Source organism: Rhodococcus sp. 15-725-2-2b (assembly GCF_002259075.1).
Classification (GTDB): domain Bacteria; phylum Actinomycetota; class Actinomycetes; order Mycobacteriales; family Mycobacteriaceae; genus Rhodococcoides.
On record NZ_NPFL01000004.1, the window covers coordinates 523,977 to 548,095 of the forward strand.

At 66.2% G+C, this 24,119-nt stretch carries 13 protein-coding genes; 1 reads left to right on the forward strand and 12 read right to left on the reverse strand.

Annotated features, from left to right (window positions below):
* The first annotated feature begins 17 nt into the window (after positions 1-17).
* Positions 18-1,226: an FAD-dependent monooxygenase gene (locus CH306_RS04265; protein ID WP_094645735.1), complete on the forward strand. Its 1,209-nt coding sequence runs from the start codon at positions 18-20 to the stop codon at positions 1,224-1,226.
* Positions 1,227-1,255: 29 nt separating this feature from the next.
* Here CH306_RS04265 and CH306_RS04270 read toward each other — a convergent pair whose 3' ends face one another.
* From CH306_RS04270 to CH306_RS04325, 12 genes are all read right to left on the reverse strand, one after another.
* Positions 1,256-2,149: a siderophore-interacting protein gene (locus CH306_RS04270; RefSeq protein ID WP_094645736.1), complete on the reverse strand. Its 894-nt coding sequence runs from the start codon at positions 2,147-2,149 to the stop codon at positions 1,256-1,258.
* Positions 2,150-2,232: 83 nt separating this feature from the next.
* Positions 2,233-3,039 (reverse strand): ABC transporter ATP-binding protein, encoded by an 807-nt coding sequence (locus CH306_RS04275; protein WP_094630436.1) that lies wholly within the window; start codon positions 3,037-3,039, stop codon positions 2,233-2,235.
* On the reverse strand, positions 3,036-4,100 hold the full coding sequence (locus CH306_RS04280) for a FecCD family ABC transporter permease (protein ID WP_094645841.1): 1,065 nt from the start codon (positions 4,098-4,100) through the stop codon (positions 3,036-3,038). The genes CH306_RS04275 and CH306_RS04280 overlap by 4 nt, the downstream gene beginning before the upstream one ends.
* The gene (locus CH306_RS04285; RefSeq protein ID WP_094630650.1) at positions 4,100-5,164 is read right to left on the reverse strand and encodes an iron chelate uptake ABC transporter family permease subunit; all 1,065 of its coding nucleotides are present in this window, start codon (positions 5,162-5,164) and stop codon (positions 4,100-4,102) included. The genes CH306_RS04280 and CH306_RS04285 overlap by 1 nt, the downstream gene beginning before the upstream one ends.
* A gap of 5 nt (positions 5,165-5,169) precedes the next feature.
* Entirely contained in the window at positions 5,170-6,441 is a 1,272-nt protein-coding gene (locus CH306_RS04290) for a lysine N(6)-hydroxylase/L-ornithine N(5)-oxygenase family protein (protein ID WP_045196691.1), read from the reverse strand.
* Positions 6,438-6,854, reverse strand: coding sequence for an aspartate 1-decarboxylase (gene panD / locus CH306_RS04295; RefSeq protein ID WP_032395938.1), 417 nt, complete (start codon positions 6,852-6,854; stop codon positions 6,438-6,440). Before panD ends, CH306_RS04290 begins: the two co-directional genes overlap by 4 nt.
* Positions 6,854-8,200: a salicylate synthase gene (locus CH306_RS04300; RefSeq protein ID WP_094630435.1), complete on the reverse strand. Its 1,347-nt coding sequence runs from the start codon at positions 8,198-8,200 to the stop codon at positions 6,854-6,856. The genes panD and CH306_RS04300 overlap by 1 nt, the downstream gene beginning before the upstream one ends.
* Before the next feature lie 105 nt (positions 8,201-8,305).
* On the reverse strand, positions 8,306-10,198 hold the full coding sequence (locus CH306_RS04305) for a siderophore-interacting protein (RefSeq protein ID WP_094645737.1): 1,893 nt from the start codon (positions 10,196-10,198) through the stop codon (positions 8,306-8,308).
* Between the two features lie 65 nt (positions 10,199-10,263).
* Positions 10,264-11,337 (reverse strand): ABC transporter substrate-binding protein, encoded by a 1,074-nt coding sequence (locus CH306_RS04310; RefSeq protein ID WP_256981027.1) that lies wholly within the window; start codon positions 11,335-11,337, stop codon positions 10,264-10,266.
* Positions 11,338-11,417: 80 nt separating this feature from the next.
* Positions 11,418-19,061: a non-ribosomal peptide synthetase gene (locus tag CH306_RS04315; RefSeq protein ID WP_094645738.1), complete on the reverse strand. Its 7,644-nt coding sequence runs from the start codon at positions 19,059-19,061 to the stop codon at positions 11,418-11,420.
* A complete protein-coding gene (locus CH306_RS04320; RefSeq protein ID WP_094645739.1) occupies positions 19,062-22,424 on the reverse strand; it encodes a non-ribosomal peptide synthetase in 3,363 nt (1,120 codons plus the stop codon).
* Complete coding sequence (locus tag CH306_RS04325) at positions 22,421-24,115, reverse strand: (2,3-dihydroxybenzoyl)adenylate synthase (RefSeq protein WP_179272980.1); 1,695 nt, start codon at positions 24,113-24,115, stop codon at positions 22,421-22,423. Before CH306_RS04325 ends, CH306_RS04320 begins: the two co-directional genes overlap by 4 nt.
* Positions 24,116-24,119 lie beyond the last annotated feature (4 nt).

Sequence of the window (24,119 nt, forward strand, 5' to 3'; positions counted from 1 at the left end):
CCGGGCATGCGCGCCCCATGACTTCTCGTGTTCTCGTCACCGGTGCCAGCATCGCCGGTCCCACCGTGGCGTTCTGGCTGGACCGAGCCGGCTTCGAGGTCACCGTCCTCGAACGCTCACCGCAACTGCGACTCGGCGGCCAGAACATCGACGTTCGCGGCTCCGGCCGCAAGGTGCTGCAGCGCATGGGCCTGGACGCGACCCTCCTCGCGAACGGCACCACCGAGAAGGGCACCCGATTCGTCGACGACGCCGACGCCACCATCGCGGCCTTCCCGGCCGGCGACGGAACCCATGACGGGCCGACGGCGGAGTTGGAGATTCTGCGCGGCGAGTTCGCACGGATCCTCGTCGAGTCCGCCGGACCACGGACCGAGTATCGCTACGGCGATCGCGTCGTCGGCGTGGTCCAGGATGCCGACGGAGTCGATGTGACATTCGCAACGGGCGCAGCGGAAAGGTTCGACCTCGTTCTCTTCGCCGACGGAATACGTTCCAGCAGCAGGGAACTGGTGTTCTCCGGGGAGGCCGAGACCACACCCGTCGGCCTGTACACCGCCTACGGCGTACTGCCGAAGGGACCGAGCGACGACGGCTGGTGGCGCTGGTACAACGCCCCCGGATCTCGCGTGGCGAATCTACGACCGGACAACCTCGGCACGACGCGATTCAGCCTGTCCTGGGTGTCCGACGACAGCGGCTACGAGGGGGCGTCCACCGAACGCGTCATCGCCGCCCTGCGTTCGACATTCGCCGATGTCGGTTGGGAAGTGCCCCGGATCCTGGACTCGCTGGGACCGGACTCGGAACTGTACGTCGACTACCTGGCGCAGGTGAAGGCCCCGCGCTGGTCCGACGGCAGAATCGGCATGCTCGGCGATGCCGCCTGGTGCGCAACGCCGTTGAGCGGCATGGGAACAACGTTGTCGGTCACCGGCGCGTACGTGCTCGCGGGCGAGCTCGCGCGCGCGAATGATCATCGCGCCGGATTCGAGGCCTTCGAGGCGCGTATGCGTCCGTTCGTCGAGCAGGCGCAGAAACTCCCACCCGGCGTGCCTCGCGTCGCGCATCCGAAGACCTCGGCAGGAGTCGCTGCATTCCGCACCGTACTGCGCCTGGCCGGATCCAAGCCTGTACAGGCCGTGACCAGCAAGTTCCTCGGTCCCGACGCGGCGACGCTAGAGCTGCCGGATTACGAGTTCGACGCAGCCCCACGTGAGCGGTAATTCGACCCCTGCTACGAAGTTCTGCTCACCTACAGTCCGACACGTTCCAGCAGCGCATCGAAGGCCTCGCTGGCTTCCTGCTCCGAGCGGCCGGATTCGATGACGCCGTTGTACACCGCCAGCGCCTCCTCCTGGTATTGCTTGTACTTTTCGAGCCACTTCTCGGAGTCGGCGCGCCAGTATCCGATGATGTCGAAGTACGCGATGTCGTAGCCCAATTCCTTGCGGAAGTGCTTGCGCACCCGACGCGAGGACGACGCCTCGCCGGCGAACCACACGTAGCCACGTCCCTCGGGCAATGGGTACGCCAGCACCGCGTCGTCGAGAACGCTTGCGCTGTCGCCGTTTCCGGATCCGATACGCCAATCGAACGTCACGTCGGCGGGGGTCTCGAAGGATTGGATGTCGCCGCGCTCGAGCACCTCGACTATCGCGTGCGCACGCGTTCCGGCGGGCAACTGCTCGACGAGACGACCGAGCGCGGGCAACCCGGTCATGTCCGCGACCAACAGCAGCCATTCGACGTCGGCGGGCGGTGAATACCAGGAGCGGGGGCGGGTGAACAGCACCGTCTGCCCCGGGGCGGCCTGCTGGGCCCAGGTCGATGCGACACCGCCCTCGTGTGCGAAGAAGTCGATGGTCAGCTCACCGCGCTCCTCGTCGAGGCGGCGAATGGTGTAGTTGCGACCTTCGGGAGCGTCGTCGAGACCGTGGAACCACCAGAGACCGTCGACCTCGGTCATCGGCGGCGGGATCACCTCGCCTGCCCTGGGGAAATAGACTCCGACGCATTCGTCGGGCACCCCGAGCGTGCGGTAGCCGGCGACGTGCTCGCCGCCGAAGGTCACACGCACCATGTGCACCGTGAGTCGTTCCACCGCAACGACGTCGGCGTAGTGGAAGCCACGCGGTTGTTCACTCATCTTCGTCCTCGATACATATCTCGACGTCACTCCTGCGAGAAACCCTCAGGGCCGACTCGGGGCCGTTCTCCCTCAACTTTAAACTAAGCCTTGCCTAGCCTGCGACCGACCACCTTGGGGATCACCAGCGGAGTGTGCGATTCCGGATCGTCGATGATGCGGCACGGCAGCCCGAAGACCGCCTCGACCAGCTCGGCGGTGACGACGTCGGCGGGCGCGCCCTCGGTGACCACTGCGCCGTCCTTCATCGCGATGATGTGGTCGGCGTACCGGCAGGCGTGGTTGAGGTCGTGCAGCACGGCGACGAGAGTGCGGCCGTTCTCGCGGTTCAGAGTGGCCAACAGGTCGAGCAGTTCGATCTGGTGGGCGATGTCGAGAAAGGTGGTCGGTTCGTCCAACAGCAGCAGCGGTGTCTGCTGCGCCAGAACCATTGCCACCCAGACGCGTTGCTGCTGTCCGCCGGACAGTTCGTCCACCGGACGAGCCGACAGCGATGTCACTGCCGTTGCGTTCATGGCCTCGATCACCGCAGCCTCGTCCACCGCCGACCACTGCCGGATCAACTTCTGATGCGGATAACGGCCCCGCGCAACGAGATCGGCCACCGAGATCCCGTCGGGCGCGATGGAGGTCTGCGGAAGCAGGCCGAGGCGTCGGGCAACTTCTTTCGCGGGATACGACGAGATCGCCTTCCCGTCCAGCAGAACGGTTCCGTGCGTCGGCTTCAGCAGCCGCGAGAGCGCCCGCAGCAGAGTCGACTTACCACAGGCATTCGGTCCCACGACGACGGTGAACTTGCCGTCGGGAATCTCGACGGTCAGGTTCTCGCTGATGACGTTGCTGTCGTATCCGACCGTGATCTCGTCGGTGTGCAATCGAGGCTTCGTCACTGCTTCCTGCCTTCCCGCGCCAACAACCACACGAAGTATGCGCCGCCGACCGATACGGTCACCACACCCACCGGCAGCTGGGTGGGAGCGAACACGCGCTGCGCGACAACGTCGCTCACGACCAGCAGCAGCGCTCCCATGCACGCGGCAGGCATCAGCGCCACCGACGAGGTGCCGGTGAGGCGGCGAGCCAACTGCGGCGCGGCGAGCGCGATGAAGGAGATGGGTCCCGCGGCCGCGGTGACCATCGCGATCAACGCGACACCCAGAAACACCAGCATCAGACGGGTCGGCTCGGCGCGCACGCCGAGCGCCCTCGCCGCGTCGTCCCCCATCTCCAGCATCGGCAGCCGACGCGAGAGCACCGCCGAGCACGACGCGATGACGACCGACACTGCCAGTACAGGCCCTACCTGCGACCACCCCAGCCCGTTCAGGGTGCCCGCACCCCACACGGCGGCCGCGATGGCGTCGTCCAGATCGGCCCTGATCACCAGCCAGGTGTTGACGGAGGCCAGCACGGCGCTGACCGCGATCCCGACGATGATCAACCGAAAGCCCTGCACCCCGCGCCGGTACGCGAGCAGGTAGACCACGGCGGCCGTTGCGAGTCCGCCGACGAGCGCGCCTGCTCCGGTCCGGTAGTAGCCACCACCGAGAGTGAGGATGACGACGAGCGCGCCGGTGTAGGAACCGGTACCGAACCCGATGATGTCCGGGCTGCCCAACGGATTTCGCGTCAAGGATTGAAAGACCGCGCCCGATACACCGAGGGCGGCACCGAACAGGAAGGCCAGTGCCACTCGGGGAAACCGCCACTCCATCACCACGATCTCGGTCAGGCGTGGCGCATCGCCGAACACTGCGGCGAGCACCTCGTTCGGCGGAATGTAGAGGTCGCCGGTACCGACGGCGACGATGGAGACCACCGCCGTCACGGCAAACAGGGCCGCGCAGACGCCCACCGTTCGGATGCCGATGCGGCCGTCCACTCGATCCCGCACTCGCACGACCCACAACTTTCGGCCGAAATCGATGTTGCCGCCGCGTTGCTCACCGATCACAGTCCGCTCGCCTTCTTCCGGCGAACCAGCACGATCAGCACCGGTGCGCCGACGAACGCGGTGACGATACCGACCTGCAGCTCCCCCGGCCTGATGACGATGCGGCCGACCACGTCCGAGAGCAGCAGCAATCCCGGTGCCGCGAACACCGTGTAGATCAGAATCCAACGCTGGTCCGGTCCGACGATCCAACGCACCATGTGCGGGATCATCAGTCCGACGAATCCGATGGGCCCGGCCGCCGCCGTCGCGGCTCCGGCGAGCAGAGTCACAGCGACGACGCCGACGATTCGCGTCCGAACCACGTTCGCTCCCAGTGACCGGGCCAGATCGTCGCCGAGCGATATCGCATTGAGGGGACGAGCGATCAGGGCCGCCAGAAAGACTCCGAGCGCGATGAACGGGGCAACCTCGGACGCGATGTCCAGGCCTCGACCGGCCAACGACCCCGCGCCCCAGAACCTCATCCTGTCGAAGGCATCCGGATCGAGCAGCAGCATGCCCGAGGTGACGCCGCCCAGTACCGCACCGAGCGCAATTCCGGAGAGCGTCAAGCGAATCGGAGTGGCTCCGGCGCGCCCCAGTGACCCCAGCGCGTACACCACGATCGTTGCGAACACCGCCCCGGCGAACGCGAACCAGATGTACGAGCCGATTCCGGTGAAACCGAACACGCCGACGGCGATCGCGACGAAGAACGCGGCCCCGGCGTTGACGCCGAGAATTCCCGGGTCGGCCAGCGGATTTCGCGTCATCGCCTGAATCAGCGCACCGGCGACCCCGAGGGCGAGTCCGACGAGCAAACCCAGAACCGTACGCGGAAGCCGCAGTTCGCGGACGATCACGGATTCGGTGGATCCGTCGGCGTGTAGCAGCCCGTGCCACACCCGACCGATCGGGATGTACTCGGTGCCCACCGAAATGCTCACCAAGCACAGCGCTGCCAGAACACCCAGGACGACGAACAACCCTGCGGCCCGACGCGCATCGGTGCGAGCGAGACCACCGACTTCGGCCGGAACATCTCGCTGTTCCGGCTCGTCGCCCACGCTCGCACTCACCCGATTCACACCACCGATCGCACCCTCGCGCTCACTGCGGACTTCACGATCTCACCGCTGCGAACAGCGATGTTCGACAGCAACGACGAGGTCAGACCGTGCGTGTGCTCGGTACCGCCCTGCAGGTAGATCGAACCCGCACTCGGTTCGCGCGTCACGAGTCGGTAGTCCCGCGTCACGCGAGGACCGCGGGAGTCGTATTCGACGGCGTCGAACAGCGGACCGAGGATCTCGGGTAGATCGAGGGACGTGAAGCCGGTGGCATAGACGACAGCGTCGCACAGTATGTCCTCGGCCAGACCCGTCGGGCCGTGCTCGACGGCGACCCGGACGCCGGACGGCTCCTCGACGGCGTCGACCACTCGAGATGCTCCGTGCACGAACAGCCTGCGCTGCCCGCTGACCCGCTCCGCGTACTCGCGCGAGTACAGCTCCTCGATCAGGGGCAGGTCGACGGCGGAGTAGTTGGTACCGCGGTGATACTGCAGCAGCTGCTCGCGCAGCGTGTGGGACGACGAATAGAAGTCGTCGACGGCCGTCGGATCGAAGATGCGATTGGCATAGGGGCTGTCGTCGGCGGGGCTGTACCCGTACTTGCGGAGCACCGCGTGCACGGAGGAATCGCCGTACGACGAGTGCAGGTAGTCCACCACCTCGGCCGCGCTCTGCCCGGCACCGACGACGACGAACGTGCGATGCGTCCGCGACGGCAGGCGGTCCAGGTGCCCGAGGAGATCGTGGTTGTGGAACTGCCGCGCCGACGCCGTCACCCCGTCCGGCAGGGTGGCCGTCAAACCGCCGGCGAGCACGATGTTGCGACCCCGCACGGTCCCGGTTCGTCGTCCCTCGGTTCGGACGCCGTAACCGTCACCGGTGTCGACGACGTCCACTGCCCGGGTGCCGTAGTGCACCGTCGCGTCGACCTTTCCGGCGGCCCACGTCAGGTAGTCGTGGAATTCGAGCCTGCTGGGGAAGAACGTCTGCAGGTTGATGAAGTGATTGAGTCGACCGTGCTCCGACAGGTACGCCAGAAAGGTGTACTCGCTGCCTGCGTTGCGCTGGGTCGCCAGGTCCTTGAGAAACGAGATCTGCATCGTCGTCCCCGGCAACAACATGCCGGGGTGCCAGGCGAACTCGTCCTTGGACTCGACGAAGCAGGCCGTCAACCGTTCTGTGGGAGCGCAGGTTCGGTTGTGCTCCTCGATCGCGATGGCCAGTCCCAGATTGGAGGGCCCGAATCCGACGCCGACGATGTCGTAGTTCTCGTGCGACGTCATCGAACGCTCGCCCCCGACATCTGATCGACGGCACCCGGAACCGGCTCGGACGGGTCGACTCCGAGAGCGACGATCTCGTTGGCAGAATCGACGTGCACCACCGACGGGGTGTGCGAGGACAGCTCGGAGTCTTCCACCTGTCGGAACGACATGATGATCACCAGATCACCTGGAGACACCAGATGCGCTGCTGCGCCGTTGATTCCGATGACACCGGAACCGGGGTGCCCTTCGATCACATACGTCACCAGGCGCGCTCCGTTGGTGATGTCGACGACGTGAACCTGTTCGCCCTCGATCAGATCGGCGGCGTGCATCAAAGTGGAGTCGATGGTGATCGAACCGACGTAGTGCAGGTCGGCGTGAGTGACAGTGGCGCGGTGGATCTTTCCACCCAACATGGTGCGATGCATCAGGCGTCTTCCTCCTTCTTACGGACGAGATACGGGGCGACGCTGCCGAGTTTCTCGCAGGTTTCGTCGAATTCACGATCGGGAGTCGACTGGCCGACGATGCCGGCACCGGCACGCAGCCATGCCGATCCGCGCTGTTCGTACACAGCTCGAAGCACCAGCGCCGCTTCGAGTTCCCCCGCGGACGACGCCTTCACGACGGCCCCGGAGTACAGGCCGCGAGGCGGGTCGTCGAGCCGCCCTATCGCCTCGATGGCCTCACGTTTGGGAATGCCCGATGCCGTGACGGCCGGGAACAGTGCCCCGAAAGCGTCCCAGCAGGACAGGTCGTCACGCAGACGTGCCCGCACGGTCGACGCGAGGTGCTGGACGCTTCCGCGCTCTCGCACACTCATGAAGTCCGACACGGCGGTCGACCCGGGTCGTGCGATCGATTCCAGCTCCTCGAACGAGGTACGAACGGACACAGCGTGTTCGGTGATCTCCTTGGGATCCTGCTCGAGATCGGATTTCGCTGCGGAGTCGGCATCGGAACCCAAGCCGAAGGCCCGCGTGCCTGCCAACGGTTCGGTGGTGACCACACCACGTGCGTCGACGGACGCAACCAGCTCCGGGCTGAAACCCGAGGCACGTAGGTCACCGAGGTGCAAAAGGAACGAGCGAGCCGGAGTGTTCGCTGCTCGCCCCGCCCGGTAGGTACCGGGCATGTCCAGATCGAACGGAATACGCACCGTGCGAGAGAGAATGACCTTGGCGTACTCACCTCGGTGAATCTCTGCAACAGCTTGCGCCACCCGACCGCGATAGTCGTCGAGGTCGCCGCCGACATCGAGCGGGTGGACCGTCGGGGGCTCGTCGACGGAGGCGGCGGTGAGTACGGCGAACACCGCGGCGCGGTCCTCCTCGGTCCCGGTGACCTCGATATCGTCGCAGTCATGTCCGAATCGGACCTCGACTCGCGGCACGACCAAATGGGCGAGCACCTCGTCGGACTCGGACTCGGCGACGGCGTCGTGCAGGTGGGCTGCGAACCCGAATCCGACGTAGCCGTACGCATTCCAGGATTCGCGAGTGAGACCGTCGCAGGCCTCACGCAACGCCGCCGCCGGGTTGCCGGACCACCGACGCACCGTCGGTGCCCCGCTCCCCCACGTTGTCGTGACGACATCCGGTTGCAGGACGATGCGAGCGACCACGCCACCCGCGAACACCCAGCGTCCTCTGTCCTCGTACACGACGTACTCGTCGAACAAGCCGGACTCGGCCAACGTGACCACCGTCTGCAACCCGCGCTGCAGGATGGTCGTATCGGCCGTGCCCGACGCCGTTTCTTCGACAACGGTCATGTGTATGTGCACTCCTGACGGTGAATCGGTCCGAGACCGCGCATCGCGCGCAACCGACATGCCGAGAGCATCGCCGCGCGCCTTCAGTAGGCAACGCTAACCTAACTAGGTCTCGCGCACAACGGCTTCGGACGCACGCCGCAGGTCGAGTACGGCGATGCCCCAACCGACCAGTCGAGACGCGGTCACCGTCAGTCCCGCCGCGGCTGCCACCGAGTCGAACTCGGCTCTGGTTCGCACTCCGCTGCCGTGCATGCACAGCATCAGCAGATCGAACTCGGCCTGGTCCTCGTTGATCGACTGCTCGTCCGACAGCCGTTCCACCACAATCAGTTTGCCGCTCTCGGAGACGCCCGATGCGGCACTCGCCAGCAGCAACGCCAGATCGTCGTCGCGGTAGTGCCCGGTGACCTCGAGCAACAGATACGCGTCGAATCCACCGGCCGGGGTCGTACGCGGTTCGGACACGATGCTCTGAGCGCACTCGGTCACGCGCGCCGGAAGTTCCGGCCTCGTCTGCAGATCACGTCGGACGAGGTCGAGCTCGCTCGGCAATCCGAGAACGGTTGCCGATATCGCGTCGTGGGCCGTCAGGATCGAGCCGAGCACCACACCGGAGGCCGCACCGGTCACCGCCAGCGTCGACACGTCGTCGAACGAATAGTCCTGCACGAGGGCCGGACCGAGGAACGCAGCCTCGTCGGCGATGTGGTTGTGATGCAGTTCGGTCAGCCGGGACGAACCTGCGAGGTCCTCACTCAACGTCCTGCCGGTGAGCAGGCTGGCGCTGGCACCGCCGGTGCGCAGGCTCTCGACGAGGCCGGTGATCGACAGTTCCACTCGCGCCTCGATTCCCTCGAGATCCAGCCAATGCGAGATCCAGTCGTCACCGAGCATGGCCTCACCGATATCGGCGAGGACCACACCGCCGTCCGAGTCCTCGCCGAGCACGTCGACGGCCCGCAGATAGCGGACGAATTTTGCCAAGGCTCGCACGTCGGTGCCGGTGACCGTCGCCAGCTCACCAACGGTGCGTACGCCGCGCGAGACATGCAGCGGGATGCGCAAGGTGTTGGCCGCTCTGATTGCGAAGGGCGAGAACAACTCCGCACGTTCGGCGAGCCTGTCGAACGGCTCGGATTCGCGGGCGGTCAGATCGGGAACTTCCGGATCGTCCGTGCGAGTGAGAACCTCTGCGCGACGCCAGTATCCGGTGACCTCGACCATTTCGGGCGGTAGGGCGCGATCCTCCCGCAGGTATCGCCTGATGCCCTTGAGGGCTGTGGATTCGCCTGCGACCCAGGCGAACACGGTTCCGTCCCACCAGGGCGCTCTGCGCACGGCCGTTTCGAGCAGATCCCCGGTGCCTGCAACTGCGCCGTCGCGGTGGAGCCAGGTGATCTCGGCGTCGGCGGCCGTCGGCAGCGGTAGTTCTCGCTCGGCGTCGGCCACCTCGACGAACACCCGGATTCGCTCCCCAGCCGCGGCCTCGTCGAGATAGCGAGCAACGGCAGGCAACGCTGTCTCGTCGCCGACGAGCAACACCCAATCCACTTCGGCGGGTGCATGACCCGACCGCACCGGACCGAGCAGCGGGATGGAGTCACCCACCGAGCAGCGACGCCCCCACGTCGATGCAATTCCGGTGTCGTGGGTGACGAAATCGAGCGTCAGTTCCGCACTGTCGGTATCGACGCTGCGCACGGTGTAGTTGCGAGTAACCGGCCGCGGGTCGCGCGGCCACTCCACCGTGCGCTCGTGCTGGACGGGCAGCGCCATCGTGCCCATGTCGTCGAGGGGAAAGAACAGGCGAACGAAATCGTCGAATCCCTCACTGCGCAGCGCCGGGAACTCGAATCCGTCACGCGTGAACTCACGCAGCTGCGGCCCACCCAACACGATCCTGCGCATTCCAGGACCGAGTTGCCGCGTGTCGATCACGGTGGCCGTACGGATGACTTCGGGAAAGACGACCTGAAGTCGGTGGGACCTTGCCACGGTGAAACACGCTCCTTCTCGGATGAATGCACGTCTGCGGTGCGTCGGGTGGGCCTGCGCTCGGATCAGCCCTGGACGTTCTCGGCGGCGGTGTTCAGCGCCGATGCCACGTCGTCGAGGATGTACGGAATGGTGAGCACCGTCAGGCCGCCGAACGCGAAGTTCTTGTCTGCACTGAGGTTCTCGGTCGATGCAGTGCGCCCCTGCGCCAGCACGGGCTGCGAGGCCACGGCCGGTTCGACGAGGAAGGCACCCAGCGATTCCTTGTCGTAGGCGACGACGAACAACACATCCGACTTCAGCAGCGAGGCCTGCTCGAGGCTGAGCTCGAAGTACACGGCATCGGGATCCTCGACCGGGTCGGCTTCCTGGATGGTGGGCTCGTTGACCAGACCGAGCTGTTCGAGGAACTCGACGCGTACGTCGTCGTCCTTGCTGACGGCGAACGTGCCGGGCGCGTTGGGCAGCGCGATGGTGACCGTCTTACCCTTCAGCGCCGGATATTTCGCAGCCGCGTCGGCGATGGAACCCTCGACTCCGGACACCAGATCGGCGGCCTCCTTCTCCTTGCCCAGGGCCTTGCCCGCGATGGTCAGCTGGTCCTCCCACGAGGTGGTCCACTGCTCGTCCGGGTACGCGACGACCGGCGCGATGTCGGAGAGCTGGTCGAACTCCTCCTGGGTCAGTCCCGAGTACGGGGCGAAGATGAGATCGGGGGCGGCGGCGGCGAACTGCTCGACCGGGACCGCGCCGGTTCCGTCACCGGAGAGCAGCGTGGGCGTTTCGCCGCCTAGGTCGGCGAGCGCCTTCGCGTCCCACTGCAGAATGCCGCGGTCGTCCGCTCCGTACTGAGCGCCGTCGAAGGTCGGCATGGCGACGGGCACGACACCGAGGGCGAGAATGGCGTCCTGGTTGGACCAACCCCAGGTGGCGATCCGCTCGGGTGCCTCGGGGATCGTCGCGGATCCGAGTGCGGAATCGATGGTGACCGGGAATGCCGATTCCTGCGCAGCAGTCGTGGATTCGGCTGTGGGTGCGTCGTCGGTACTACTGCTGCACCCGGCGGCGAGGGCGATGGTCAGCCCTCCGGCGAGCGCGATCGACGCGGCGCTCCTCATCCACTTCGTACGAACCTTCATCGTTGCTCGGTACCTCTCGACTCGACCACGCGCTTCGGCGTCCAACACCCGACCGGGTGAGGCGACTGACAAGGTAACACTTATGAGGTAACCCTTGCCTCACTAGGAGCGCCGGCAGCGAGTATTCGGCACGTGGCCGACAACGCGTCGTGCCACAGCCCTGCGAGTTCCTCGACACCGGACAGCACCCCCTCCGGCCAGCTCATCGTCACACCCAGCACGGACGAGCCACGGAGGTCGTGGATGTAACTGTCCACGATCAACGCGTAGCCGCAGGGGGTGTTCACCCCGGGGGTCGAGTCGAGGCTGCTGCGCAGCCGACTGGCACCGAACGGCCCGTCGGTTGTCGCGTCGAAACGACCGAGGTAGTTGAATTCGATGTCTGCACCGGGTGTTCCGCGCAGAGACTCGCCGGCGTCGCCGCCCATCCACCGCAACAGTCCATAGGTCGATCCGTCTCCCGGCACCGAGTCCCTGGACGCCTTGGCGGCGGTTGTCAGTTCACGCAGAACGGACTCTGCCGCAGGGAGATTCCCCTCGTGCGCGGTCAAGGTGCGGTGATCCCGAGGCTTCGCGGTCAGACGGAGCGGGAACACCGCAGTGAGCCATCCGACCACGGCCGAGCCGTCCACTCGGTCGGAGGCCACTCCCGAGCGTCCGTGACCTTCGACATCGACGACGAACGACTGCGGGTCCACCGCATCGGGATTCGTCCAGTGTGCCGCTGCCGCAGCGAAAGTCGCCAACAGCAGGTGTTCGACGGAGACTCCGAGGTGAGTACGAGCCGCCGATATCAGCCCTGCACTCTCGTCCTCCGACAGGGCGAAGAGAGTGGTACGCACGCGGGCACCGGTGTCGATCGACGGGTCGAGTGGCCGCGTCGACGGAATCTGCGCCGCTCCGTCACCGATGCTCGCCCAGTAGTCGAGATCGGCGAGCACCTCGGGCGAGTCTGCGAGACTGCGCATCTCGTACGCCCACTGCCGCATCGACGGACCGACGGGGTTTCGCTCGACGGCGGCCTGCGTCCAGCAACCGACCAGATCGGGCAACAGTATCCGCCAACTCACTCCGTCGACCACGAGGTGATGCAGCGTGATCAGCAGCTCTCCCGACGACGCGGGATCGCGTCCGTGCCGCAGCCACACGACATCGACCATCCTCGCCGCGGCCGGATTCAACCGCGCACGTGCAGAACGTGATTCGGCAGCGACCCGATCCGCCGGCTCGAACTCGGTCGTTCCGTCGCAATCCTCGATGCGAATCCACTCGGTCACATCGGCGGTGCCGTCCGGCAACACCGTGAAGCCGGACTCCGAACCCGGGCTCCGCTGGAATCGAGAATGCAGAATCGGATGCCGAGCAACGAGGCGGACGAGGAGCTGCGTCAGCGAGTCCTCGGTGAGCGACGCCGGAGCATCGAGCAACACCGCCTGCGAGATCTCGTCGATGGGCCCGTCGAGTGCGTCCATCCACCGGACGATCGGTGTCAGCGGAACGTCCCCGTAGGGGCCGACAGCAGGGGTTGCGTTCGACGGTTCGCTCGACTCGAGCTGACCTGCAATGGTTTCCGGCGTACGGAGCGACACGATGTGCCGCGGTGACACCCCGACGCCGGCCGATCGGAGCCTCGCGGACAGCTCCATCGCCATGATGCTGTCGCCACCCAGATCGAAGAAATCGTCGTCGGCACCGACCTGGGGCAGGTGCAACACCTCGGCCACGGCAGCGCAGATCCGCCGCTCGGCATCGGTACGTGGAGCACGCCCGGTCCGTATCGAGAACACGGGCTCGGGCAACGCGGAGGCATCGACCTTGCCGTTCGGCAACAGCGGAAAAGCATCGAGCACGGTCAGTGACGCCGGCACCATGTACGACGGCAGCAGAGCCCGCAACCGGGCACGGGCAAGATTCGTGTCGAGCTCGCGATCCGACGCCGCAACCAGATACCCGGCGAGCGTGGCGTTCCCGGTATCGGCACCTCGGACCACCACTCGCGCGTCGGCGACTGCGTCGAGGTCGCGCAATCGAGCCTCGACCTCCCCCACCTCCACTCGGTGGCCACGAATCTTGACCTGATCGTCCGAGCGGCCGCCGTATCGCAGCGCAGCGTTCTCGGTCCACGCCACGAGATCTCCGGTCCGGTACAACCGCGTGCCGTCCGCAGCGAAGGGATCGGCAACGAAGCGGTGAGCCGTACGCCCCGGTGCGTGCCGGTAGCCCCGCGCGACTCCGGGACCGGCCAGGTAGAGCTCGCCGAGCACGCCGGGCGGGACCAGCCGCAGATTGCGGTCCAGCACATATGCCCGCATGTTGGTCACCGGCCTACCGATCACCGGCTCGCTCACCAGTTCGGTGGAGGTGTACACCGCATCCACCGTCGCCTCGGTCGGGCCGTAGAAGTTGTAGGCCACCAGGGTTTCACTGGTGCGCAGTCGATTCCACAAGTCCGCAGATACCGCTTCTCCGCCGACCCCGACCGTGGACAGCGTGTCGATCGATCCCACTCGCATCATCTGCTCGAGCAACGACGGCACGACCTCGACGAAGTCCGCCGACAGCTCCGTCAGCCGGGCTGCCAGTTCCACCGGGTCGAGGACGGTCGCCGGATCGATCAGATGAAGTGTGTGACCGCCGAACAGCCACAGCTGCGGTTGCCAGGACGCGTCGAAGGCCATCGACCACGCGTGCGCAACGTTCAGTGTGGGCCTGCCCGCGCGAGCGATCGCCGGAGTGTGCACGTTCTCGCGGTGCGAGTGGTACAGATTGGCCAGGCCTCGATGCGAGACCAGAACGCCCTTGGGCACACCCGTCGTACCGGAGGTGTAGATCGTGTACACCGGATGATCGGGATGCAACGATGCCCGACGCTCCGCATCGGTCACGGCGACGGAATCCGTGGACGACGGCTGCAGCGCCGCAACGGAATCCGTGGTCATCGTAACCACCGGCTGTGCTTCGTCGAGGATCTGGCGAGTACGCTCGACCGGCCAGTTCGGATCCATCGGCAGGTAGGCAGCCCCCGACTTCATCACGCCGAGGATCGCTGCCATCGTCGTCGCCGTGCGCGGGGCCTCGACGGCCACGATGTCCTCGGCGCCGATTCCGGAGCCGATGAGCGATCGTGCAACTCGATTGGACACGCGATCCAACTCCGCGAACGTCCACACCGTGGTGTCGTCCCGAACAGCGATCGAATCGGACTGCTGCGCAACACGATCGGTGAACAGGTCGACCATTGTTCCGTCAGGGTAGGCGCGCTCGATGCCGGCGCACTCCGAGGTCAGCCGTGCCGCCGTCGACTCGTCCACGAGGGACACCGATGCGATGGGCGGGTCGCCCGGCTCGGCGAACGTTCGAAGCATTGCCGTCATGGCCGACGCCACCGCATGTGCGCGCTCCGCCGACACGGCGTCGCTGCGGTATTCGAGCACCAGCCGCAGTCTTTCGCCGGGGAACACCGTCAACGTCAGTGGGTAATGAGTCACCGTATGGAACCGGGCGACCGAGACCGAGAAGTCCTCCGAGTCGATACCGTTCGTTTCGGCGGTGGCGAAGTTCTCGAACACCACAAGGGTGTCGAACAGTGTCCCCCGGCCGACTGCCTTCTGGATGTCCGACAGGCCGACGTGATGATGCGCGGCAACGGCGATGGAGAACTCGCGTAGGCCTGCGAGAATCGACGACAGGGTGGCATCGCGACCGACCGCGGCGCGCACCGGGATGGTGTTGATGAACAACCCGACCATGTCCCCGACACGGTCCAGGTCCGTCGGGCGGCCGGATACCGTCGACCCGAACACGACCGATTCGCTGTCGGTGAAGGACGACAGAACCACGGCCCATGCCGCATTGATCAGCTCGCTCGCCGTCACCGATCGCCGACGGGCGGAGTCGGTGAGGCGAGCAGTGTCGTCGGCATCCCAGCCGATCTCGATCTCCCGAACCTCGGACCGGTCGTTCGAGGTCAGCGGTGCGGACGGCGCGATGGTCGTGGGAGCGACGTCCGGGCCGAGCGCCTCGCGCCATACATCGATCGACGAGTCGTCCCGACGCGACAGCCACTGCAGGTAGTCGTCGAACGGAGCCGGAGCCGGTAGATCTCGGCCTCGGTACAGCATGAACAACTCGGTGCCGACGGTCCCCATGGACCACCCGTCGACGAGCAGATGGTGCACGGTCAGCACCACTCGGTGCAGCTGTTCTCCGCAGTCCAGCACGAGAATTCGCACGAGCGGATCGTGCTCGATATCGAAGGTACGACGATCCTCGAGCACCGATGCGCGCGCCGAGTACGAATCCGGATCGTCCACCGCGTGCCTGACGACCGGAACCCGACCCGCATCACGGACGGCGACGGTGGTCCCCGTACTCAGCGTGAGAAAGCGTGAGCGCAGAGCAGGATGACGATCGAACAGCGCGTCCAGCGCGGCGTCGAGTCGATCGGTGCGTAGCTCGCCGCGCACCTCGAACTCGGTGGCGATGACGTAGATCTCCTCGACGCCGTCCCCGGCGGCAACGGACTGGAATGCCAGACCCTGCTGCAGCGGAGTCGCCGGACGTGCGAGATCGGCGTCGACACCGAGTCGGCTCAGTTCGGCCAGATCGTCTGCATCGAGCAACGGGGTAGTGCTGTCGGGTTCCGCTGCGCCGACGGCACATTCGGCCTGTCGGGCTCGTCGGACGAGGCCGGAGACGGTACGGCATTCGAAAACGTCCGCCGTGGTGATGGCCAATCCGGCTCCCCGCGCGTGATACACGAGCGTGATGGCGGTGATGCTGTCGCCGCCCAGTGCGAAGAAGTCGTCGTCGACGCCGATGGACTCGGCACCCGAACGAGTGGCGTCGACGAAAAGGCCGACGAGGCAACGCTCGTCGTCGGTGGCAGCTGCACGTGAGCGGCTGGGTTCGCTCTCCGGAATTCCCCTCTGTACCAGAGCGATCCGGTCCGTCTTGCCGTTGGGAGTGTTCGGCAGTCGGTCGAGCGGCACCCAGAACACCGGCACCAGGTAGTCGGGTACACGGGCGCGCAGAGCGTCGCGTACCACCGCGGTATCGACACTCGCGGGGGTCAGGTAAGCAACGAGCACGGTCGCGCCTGCGCTGTCCGTCACCGCCACCACCGCACACTCGTTCACGGATTCGCAGTCGGCCGTGAGGCTCTCGACCTCACCGAGCTCGACGCGATGTCCCCGGACCTTGACCTGCCTGTCGTCGCGTCCCAGGAATTCCAGCGCTCCGTCGTCGACGATGCGGGCGCGGTCACCGGTGCGATACATTCGCCCACCGTCGACGCGAGGGTCCGCGACGAAGCGAGCCGCGGTGTCCGCAGGCCTGCCGGCGTACCCGCGGGCAAGTTGGGCTCCCGAGACGTAGATGTCGCCGCCGACGCCCGTCCGTACCGGGAGCAAGCGGCCGTCGAGCAACCCCAGGACCGTGTTGTTCACTGCCGTTCCGATGACCGTCGGATCACCTGCGACGCGATGCACCGCGACGTCCCCGGCCACCTCGGACGAACCGTAGGAGTTGTGTACCGAGGCGTGGGGCGTGGCGTGTCCGATGGCGTCGATCGTGCTGCTGGTCAACGGCTCTCCGCTGAGTATCCAACCGGTCAGCGAACGGCATTCCGGCGTCGAGGTGGTTGCCAATGCCGCAGCGAGTGACCCGACGGCGGTGATCTGCTCGGCACCGGATCGTTCGAGGAGCGCAGCCAACGCGCCCGCGTCGGCGTACTCGTGGTCCTGCGCCAACACCACTCGTTGACCCGCGAGGATTCCGGTGAGCAGTTCCGTGGCCCCGTCGATGAACGACAGCGAGCTCTTGGCAATCCGACTCGTGGGTCCGCCCCATCGCTCGGTCGCCCAGTGCAGGCGATTGGCGAGCGCGTTCCTGGAGCCGAGCACACCCTTGGGTGTACCCGTCGAACCCGAGGTGTAGACGAGATAGGCCCCGCAGCCGCCCGGAATGCTCAGGGTGAAGGCTTCTTCCACCGCCCCCGTAGCCGAACTCGAACGGATTCTCGTCGCGGTCTCGAGTTCGGCCAGCGCGGCAGGTGTGGCGTCGTCGACCAACAGGATGTCGTGGCACGAATCCGACAACAGGTGGTCGATCCGCTCGCGCGGGTAGCGAATGTCGATGGGAACGAACACCGCACCCACGTCGATGGTCGCCAGCAGCGCGGCCACCATGTCTGTACCCCTGCCGAGGGCGATAGCGACACGGCTCTCGGTCCCGACGCCGTGGGCGCGCAGGAGCGCCGACACCTCGGACACCCGAGTCCGGAGTCGGCCGTACGTCGTCTCATTGTCGCCGACCACCAGCGCGATGTCCTCGCTCGACCGCGCGAACCTGTCTGCAAGGGCCGCTTCCAGCGTCGGCACCGACCGGTGTGGCCCGATGCTGTATCCCTGGCCGTCCGGGGCCGACAAGAGCTGCGGCACATCGACGTCCGGACGGCTCGTCAGTCGGTCCAGCATCTCGACGAAGGTCTCGGCGCACACCGTGGCCGAACGATGATCGACGGCTGCGTCGTCGTGCAGGACGAATGCCCACAGCGTCGGGTCGGGCCCGACGATCAGAGCCATCGGAAAACTCATGTGCGCGCCCAGTACCGTGACCTCGTCCACGACGGGGTGCTCGACGGCCGCCTCGCTCGCATTCGGGACCGGTGCCGGATAGTTCTGGTACACGACGATGGTGTCGAACAATTCACCGCCACCAATGGTTCCGGCGATGTCGGACAGGCCGAGGAATCGGTGCTCGTCCAGGTCGAGATGGTCTGCCTGTAGGCTGTCGACCACTTCTGCGACCGCCGACGTCGAATCGAACCGAAGCCGCACGGGCACGGTGTTGAGCAGCAGACCGACCATCGCCTCGGCCCCGTCCAGATCGAACGGCCTGATGGAGCTCGCCATTCCGAACGACACGTCGACTGCTCCGGTGCGAGCTGCCAGCATCGACGCCCACGCCACCTGCACCACCACGTTCGTGGTCACTCCGCGGCTCCGCGCGTAGTCGGCGACGCGTCGTCCCAGCCGGTCGTCGATGTCGAGATCGATACGGGAGGATGAATTCGCCTGTGACGGTGCGCCGTCTGCGATCAGGGTCGGAGAATCGAAGCCGTCGAGATACTTCGCCCACCGCGCCAGCGCCGCATCACGATCCTGACCGGCCGTCCAGGCCAGGTAGTCGGAAAAGTCCGGAGCAGGGGGTAGAGCAGCCGACTCCACCGATGTGTAGAGGGCGATCAATTCACGAACGAAGATGGCCTCGGACCATCCGTCCATCAAGGCGTGATGGTAGGTGATCAGTACCCGTGGCGACCGAGGATCGGTGGAGTACGCGAATCGGATCAACGGACCTTCGAAGAACGCGAATCCGGCGGACCTGTCGCGGCCCAGATGATCGTTCCACTCTCCGACGACAGGTGTCGGTTCCGGTGTCGATGCGCGCGGAACCACCCACACCAGGTCGCCGTTACGGCGCTGGCGCAGCTGCGCTTTGATGTTCGGATGACGCTCGAGCAGATGTTCGAGGGCGCGGGTGAGACGGCCGCGATCCACCGGAGCAGACAGGTCGAGCACTGTCTGCGACAGGTACGGGTCCTGTGTCGCCGCAGCAAGACTCGACTGCAGGTACATGCCGGTCTGCAGCGCCGTCAGCGGGAGGACAGCGGCGATCTTGGATTGCGAAGCGGCCGCGGTATCGGTCGTCGTCTCGGTCACTCAGATACTGCTTTCGAATTCGTCGAGCTCGTCCTGGGACAGATCCACGGTGACCGCCGCAGCAGAGACCGCAGGCCGGGCGGAGTCGTCGGTGACGAGCTCCGCACCGAACATCCGCACTGTTCGGTTGCGCATCACCTCACGCGGTGCCAGCGGTATCGAGGCCTTGCGCGCCCGCGATGCCACGGCGAGGGAGGTGATGCTGTCACCGCCGAGAGCGAAGAAATCGTCGTCGATACCCACCCGGCCGACCCCGAGAACCGCCTCGACGATCTCGCACAACATCGTCTCCACCGGTGTTCGCGGCGGCACGAACGTACCGCCGCCCGCGGCGTCGACGGCGGGCAGAGCTCGTACATCGAGCTTGCCGTTGATCGTCATAGGAACGCGATCCAGAGCGGCGAACAGCGTGGGCACCATGTACTCCGGCAGGACGGCCGCAAGCTCGTCCCGAATGGATCCGAACAACGCGGAATGGTCCTCGCCCGCAGCGGCATCGCGGGGAACCACGTACGCGGCGAGCGCCCGGGTACCCGCGCCGATCTCCACCGCTCGCACCACCGCACCGGCAACCGCGTCGCAGTTCGTCACTGCCCGCTCGACTTCCGCGGTCTCCACGCGATAGCCGCGGATCTTGACCTGGTCGTCGGCACGGCCCAGATAGTCGAACAGGCCATCGGGCCTGATCCGCACCAGATCGCCGGTGCGGTACATCCGCTCGCCCGGCGACCAGGGATCGGCAACGAAACTGGTTGCCGTCTGCGCGTATCGGTGCAGGTAACCGCGGGCCAGACCCACACCCGACAGATGCAGCTCACCGACAGATCCCACGGGGACGGGACGTAGCCACTGATCCAGAACGTACGCGCGGGTTCCGAGGATCGGTGCACCGATCGACGGGGTGTCGCTGTCTCGGGTACCCGCACCGAGCGCATTGATCGTGTACTCGGTAGGTCCGTAGAGGTTGTAGCCGACACCGCCGAGCTGCTGCCACAACGAATCGGGTACCGCTTCCCCGCCGAGGAGCACCAGCGGAATCCGATGTCCGTCGTGCTCGTTCAGCAATCCCAGGTCCAGCAGGTGCCCGGCGTACGTGGGCGTCACGTTCACCACGTCGATCAGGTTCTGCTCGCAGTATCGCGCCAATGCTTCACCGTCACGGCGTAATTCCTCGTCGCAGACATGCACCTCGTGGCCTTCGACGAGCCACAGCAGCTCTTCCCACGACATGTCGAAGGAGAACGAAACGGTGTGCGCGATCCGCAGCGTCCGATCCCCGGCCGCGGCGATGGTCGGAACGAAGATCTCGTCTCGGTGGTTGATCTGCATGTTCGTCAGACCCCGGTACGGGGTGACGACGCCTTTGGGCGTGCCGGTCGAGCCCGAGGTGTAGATGACGTAGGCCGGGTGCTCGAGGCGGCCGGGTGTCCCCGGCGCGAACGGCCCCGAGTCGAACTCCGACGCGTTGACGAGTTCCGCCAATTCGGCTGCCACGGCGGGATCGTCGACGATCATCGCGGTGGCGTCGGTCGTCAGTCCTCGGGCCTGCGTCTCGGTGGTCGTCACCAGGATCGCGGGCCGCGCGTCGGCCAACATCAGGTCGAGGCGATCGCTCGGATAGTCGAGTTCGAGGGGCAGATAGGCCGAGCCGGTGCGCAGTACCGCGAACAGCGCCACCACCATCTCCACCGACCGCGGCAGCGCGAGGGCGACGATGCGTTCCGGACCGGCACCTCGGCGCAGGAGTGCCCGTGCGCACGCACCGACGCGCGCGTCCAAGTCTCCGAACGTCACTCGTTCGGCCCCGAACACCAGCGCGGTCGCGTCGGGCACGAATGCGGCCCGGTCGGCGAGCAACTCGGCGATCGTGGAATCGCCCAGGCGCTCGAGCCTGTCGTCGAAACCGTTGTCCACGATGCTCACCGATTCGGTGGCCGGTGCCGGCCACTGCGATATCGGCAGATCGGGCTGCTCGGCAACGGTTTTCAGAGCGTTCTCGAAGGACTCGAGCAGATACCGTGCGCGATCGTCGTCCACCGAGTCGGGCAGGTACGTCACCGACAGGTTCAGCTCGCTACCCGGGTCGACGGCAATCGACACCGGGAACTCCGAGCCGTCGACGGTCGAGACGTGTCGCACCTGCCGCTCCGACGGAGCACCGGTGTCGCCTGCAGGACCGGCCGCGTTGCGCAGCACCAGCAGGGTGTCGAACAGCGCACCGGCACCGATCGCCTTCTGAATTCCGCCGAGACCGAGGATGTCGTGTGCCATCAGATCCAGGCGCTGATCCTGCACTCGCGCAGCGATGCCCGCGACAGTGTCGGATCCGCCTGCCGTGACCCGGAGGGGAACGGTACTGATGAACGCGCCGATGGCATGCTCCGAGCCCGGCACCTCCATCGGGCGCCCGGCAACGGCGGTACCGAACACCACGTCGGACCGACCGGATATGCGCATGAGCACGCCGGCCCACGCGGCCGCCAACACGGTGAAGAGCGTCGACCCGGATTCGCGCGCAATCGAATCCAGTCGTCCGGAGACCGCCTGCGACAGTCTCCGTTCGACGCGTCGAGGAGCCTCGTCGCCGCCCTGACCCGATTCGGCCACCAGCGTGGGCGTGTCGACATCGCCGAACCAGCGCTGCCATGCCCGCTCGGACTCGACCCGGTCGCGAGAGGCCAACCAGCGCAGATACTCCCGGTAGCCGTGATCGAGGTTCGGGCTCGCGCCGTCGTACTGTTCCAGGACACGCGAGACCAACAACGCCGAGGACCCGCCGTCGAAACACCCGAACCAATAGGTCGTCAACAGGCGATCGACACCGTCGGGAAAGTGCACGAGCGTGACCCGGAACAGTGGCGGCGCAGCGATGTCGAACGACCGCTGCCGGTCGTCGGCGAGTATCCGGTTCCACTGCTGGTCGATCTCGCTCGCCGAGCAGCTACCGAGGTCCACCACCGTCAACGGTGCCTGCACCGTCGACAGAACCACTTGCACCGGCATGCCGCCGTCGGGAGTGACGAATGCCGTGCGCAGCGCCGCAGTGGAGTCGACCACCGACTGCAGAGCACGACGAACCCTGTCGCCGTCCAGAACCCGGTTCACCTCGACCACGGTACGAACGGTGTAGAGCTCGGTGGCGTCCGCATCCACGCCGACCTGATAGACCAGCCCGAGCTGCAGCGCAGACAACGGCCATACATCGTCGACGGAGCCGAATCGTGCTTTCAGCGAACCGAATTCGGGTGATTCGAGGTCGGCGAGAGGACCGCGCTCGATCTCGGCGGTCTCGCCACCCCGGGCGCGCCGGAGCCGATCCGCCAGCAACCGGCGCTTGATATCGTCGAGATCCGTCGCCTTCATCGAGTCGCCTGCCGTTCGGAGGATTGCGTGACGAGCAAGGACTTGTCCACTTTGCCGATTGCCGTCACGGGCAGCGACGGTCGGGTCACCACGCGGTCGGGCAGCTTGAACCCCGCGCAGCCTGCGGCCGTGAGGAATGCTCGCACCTCGGCGACGGTCGGAGCGCTGTCGTTTCCAGCGCTGTCGTTCCCAGTACTGTCGTTCGGCACGATCACGGCGCAGATGCTCTCGCCCACATCGGGATCGGGTACTCCGATCACCGCGGCTCGGGCAACTCCGGGATGGGTGAGCAGGAGATCCTCGAGCTCGTCGGCCGCGACGTTCTCCCCGTTGCGGGTGATGACGTCCTTGATCCGGCCGGTGACGACCAGGTGACCGGAAGGCAATCGTCGTACCTGATCTCCGCTGCGGTAGAAACCGTCGGGGGTGATGGCCGTCGTATTGTGCTCTGCCGCAGCGTAGTAGCCGTTGATGGTGTACGGGCCGCGGGTGAGCAGCTCGCCCGTCTGCCCTGCTGGGACGTCGTGACCGTCGGCGTCGACGATCCGGATCTCGTCGTGCTCGGACAGGGGACGTCCTTGGGTGCCGATCACCAGCTCCGGTGCGTCGTCGGTCCGTGTGTAGTTCAAGAGCCCCTCGGCCATCCCGAACACCTGCTGCAACCGGCACCCGAGCGACGGTTCGACGATCTTGGCGATCTCGGGTGTCAGCTTCGCTCCCCCGACCTGCAACAAGCGCAGGCTGGACAGGTCCGCCTCTTCCCAGTCCGTCGCCTCGCACCACAGATGTGTCAACGTCGGAACCAGCGCGGTGACCGTGACCCGATGCCGCTCGATCACCGTGAACACCTGATCGGGACTGGGGGTACGGGAGAACACCACTGTTGCTCCGACCCCGAGAGCACCGAGCAGACCAGGACAGGCCAGCGGAAAGTTGTGCGCGGCAGGCAGAACCGCGAGATACACGTCCTCGGCCGTCAGCTCACAGACCTCCGCGCTGGCCCGTGCGTTGTACTCGTAGTCGTTGTGGGTACGCGGAATCAACTTCGGCAGACCCGTCGTTCCGCCGGATACCAACAGCACCGCGATATCCGCAGGGGCCGCGCGCGGAAGATCCCGTGGCGTACCGACGACCTCGGACAACGGACTGTGCGAGCCGCACGATCCATCGACGAAGACGTCCCGAATGCTCGGTACCGCCGCCACTGTCTCGTCGGCGAGCGCACGGTAGTCGAACTGTCCGTCCCGGTCGGCGATCACGTACGCCACGGCCTTCGATGTGGCTGCCAGATGGATGATTTCGCGTCGGCGATGTGCGGGGAGAGTCAGTACCGGGACCGCGCCGCACTCGAGCAACGCCAGCAGTACGACCGCGAACGACACCGAATTGGGTAGTTGCACCACCACTCGATCCCCCGGCCCGATGCCGCGGTCGGCAAACCCTGCTGCGGTCGCTCGTACTCGCGAATACAGCTCGTCGTACGTCAGCTCCTCGGATTCGTCCACTACCGCGCGTCTGGAGCCGAAGCGGTGCACCCACGAGGTGAACACGTCGGGAAGTGTTGTCTCGCGCCAGAGTCCGGCGTCGAGGTACGTTCGGGAGCGGCCCCGGTCGAACGGTACGAAGTCAGCGTTGTGCTCGATGACTGGGTGCACTGTGGATTCCCGATCGTGGAAGGAGTGGGTGGGCATGTCG

Bases quoted from the DNA above. Each gene is read 5' to 3' on its own strand.
- CH306_RS04265 (WP_094645735.1), top strand. From the start codon at position 18: ATGACTTCTCGTGTTCTCGTCACCGGTGCCAGCATCGCCGGTCCCACC.
- CH306_RS04270 (WP_094645736.1), bottom strand. From the start codon at position 2,149: ATGAGTGAACAACCGCGTGGCTTCCACTACGCCGACGTCGTTGCGGTG.
- CH306_RS04290 (WP_045196691.1), bottom strand. From the start codon at position 6,441: ATGACGTCGCACGAGAACTACGACATCGTCGGCGTCGGATTCGGGCCC.
- panD (WP_032395938.1), bottom strand. From the start codon at position 6,854: ATGCATCGCACCATGTTGGGTGGAAAGATCCACCGCGCCACTGTCACT.
- CH306_RS04300 (WP_094630435.1), bottom strand. From the start codon at position 8,200: ATGACCGTTGTCGAAGAAACGGCGTCGGGCACGGCCGATACGACCATC.
- CH306_RS04310 (WP_256981027.1), bottom strand. From the start codon at position 11,337: ATGAAGGTTCGTACGAAGTGGATGAGGAGCGCCGCGTCGATCGCGCTC.
- CH306_RS04320 (WP_094645739.1), bottom strand. From the start codon at position 22,424: ATGAAGGCGACGGATCTCGACGATATCAAGCGCCGGTTGCTGGCGGAT.
- CH306_RS04325 (WP_179272980.1), bottom strand. From the start codon at position 24,115: ATGCCCACCCACTCCTTCCACGATCGGGAATCCACAGTGCACCCAGTC.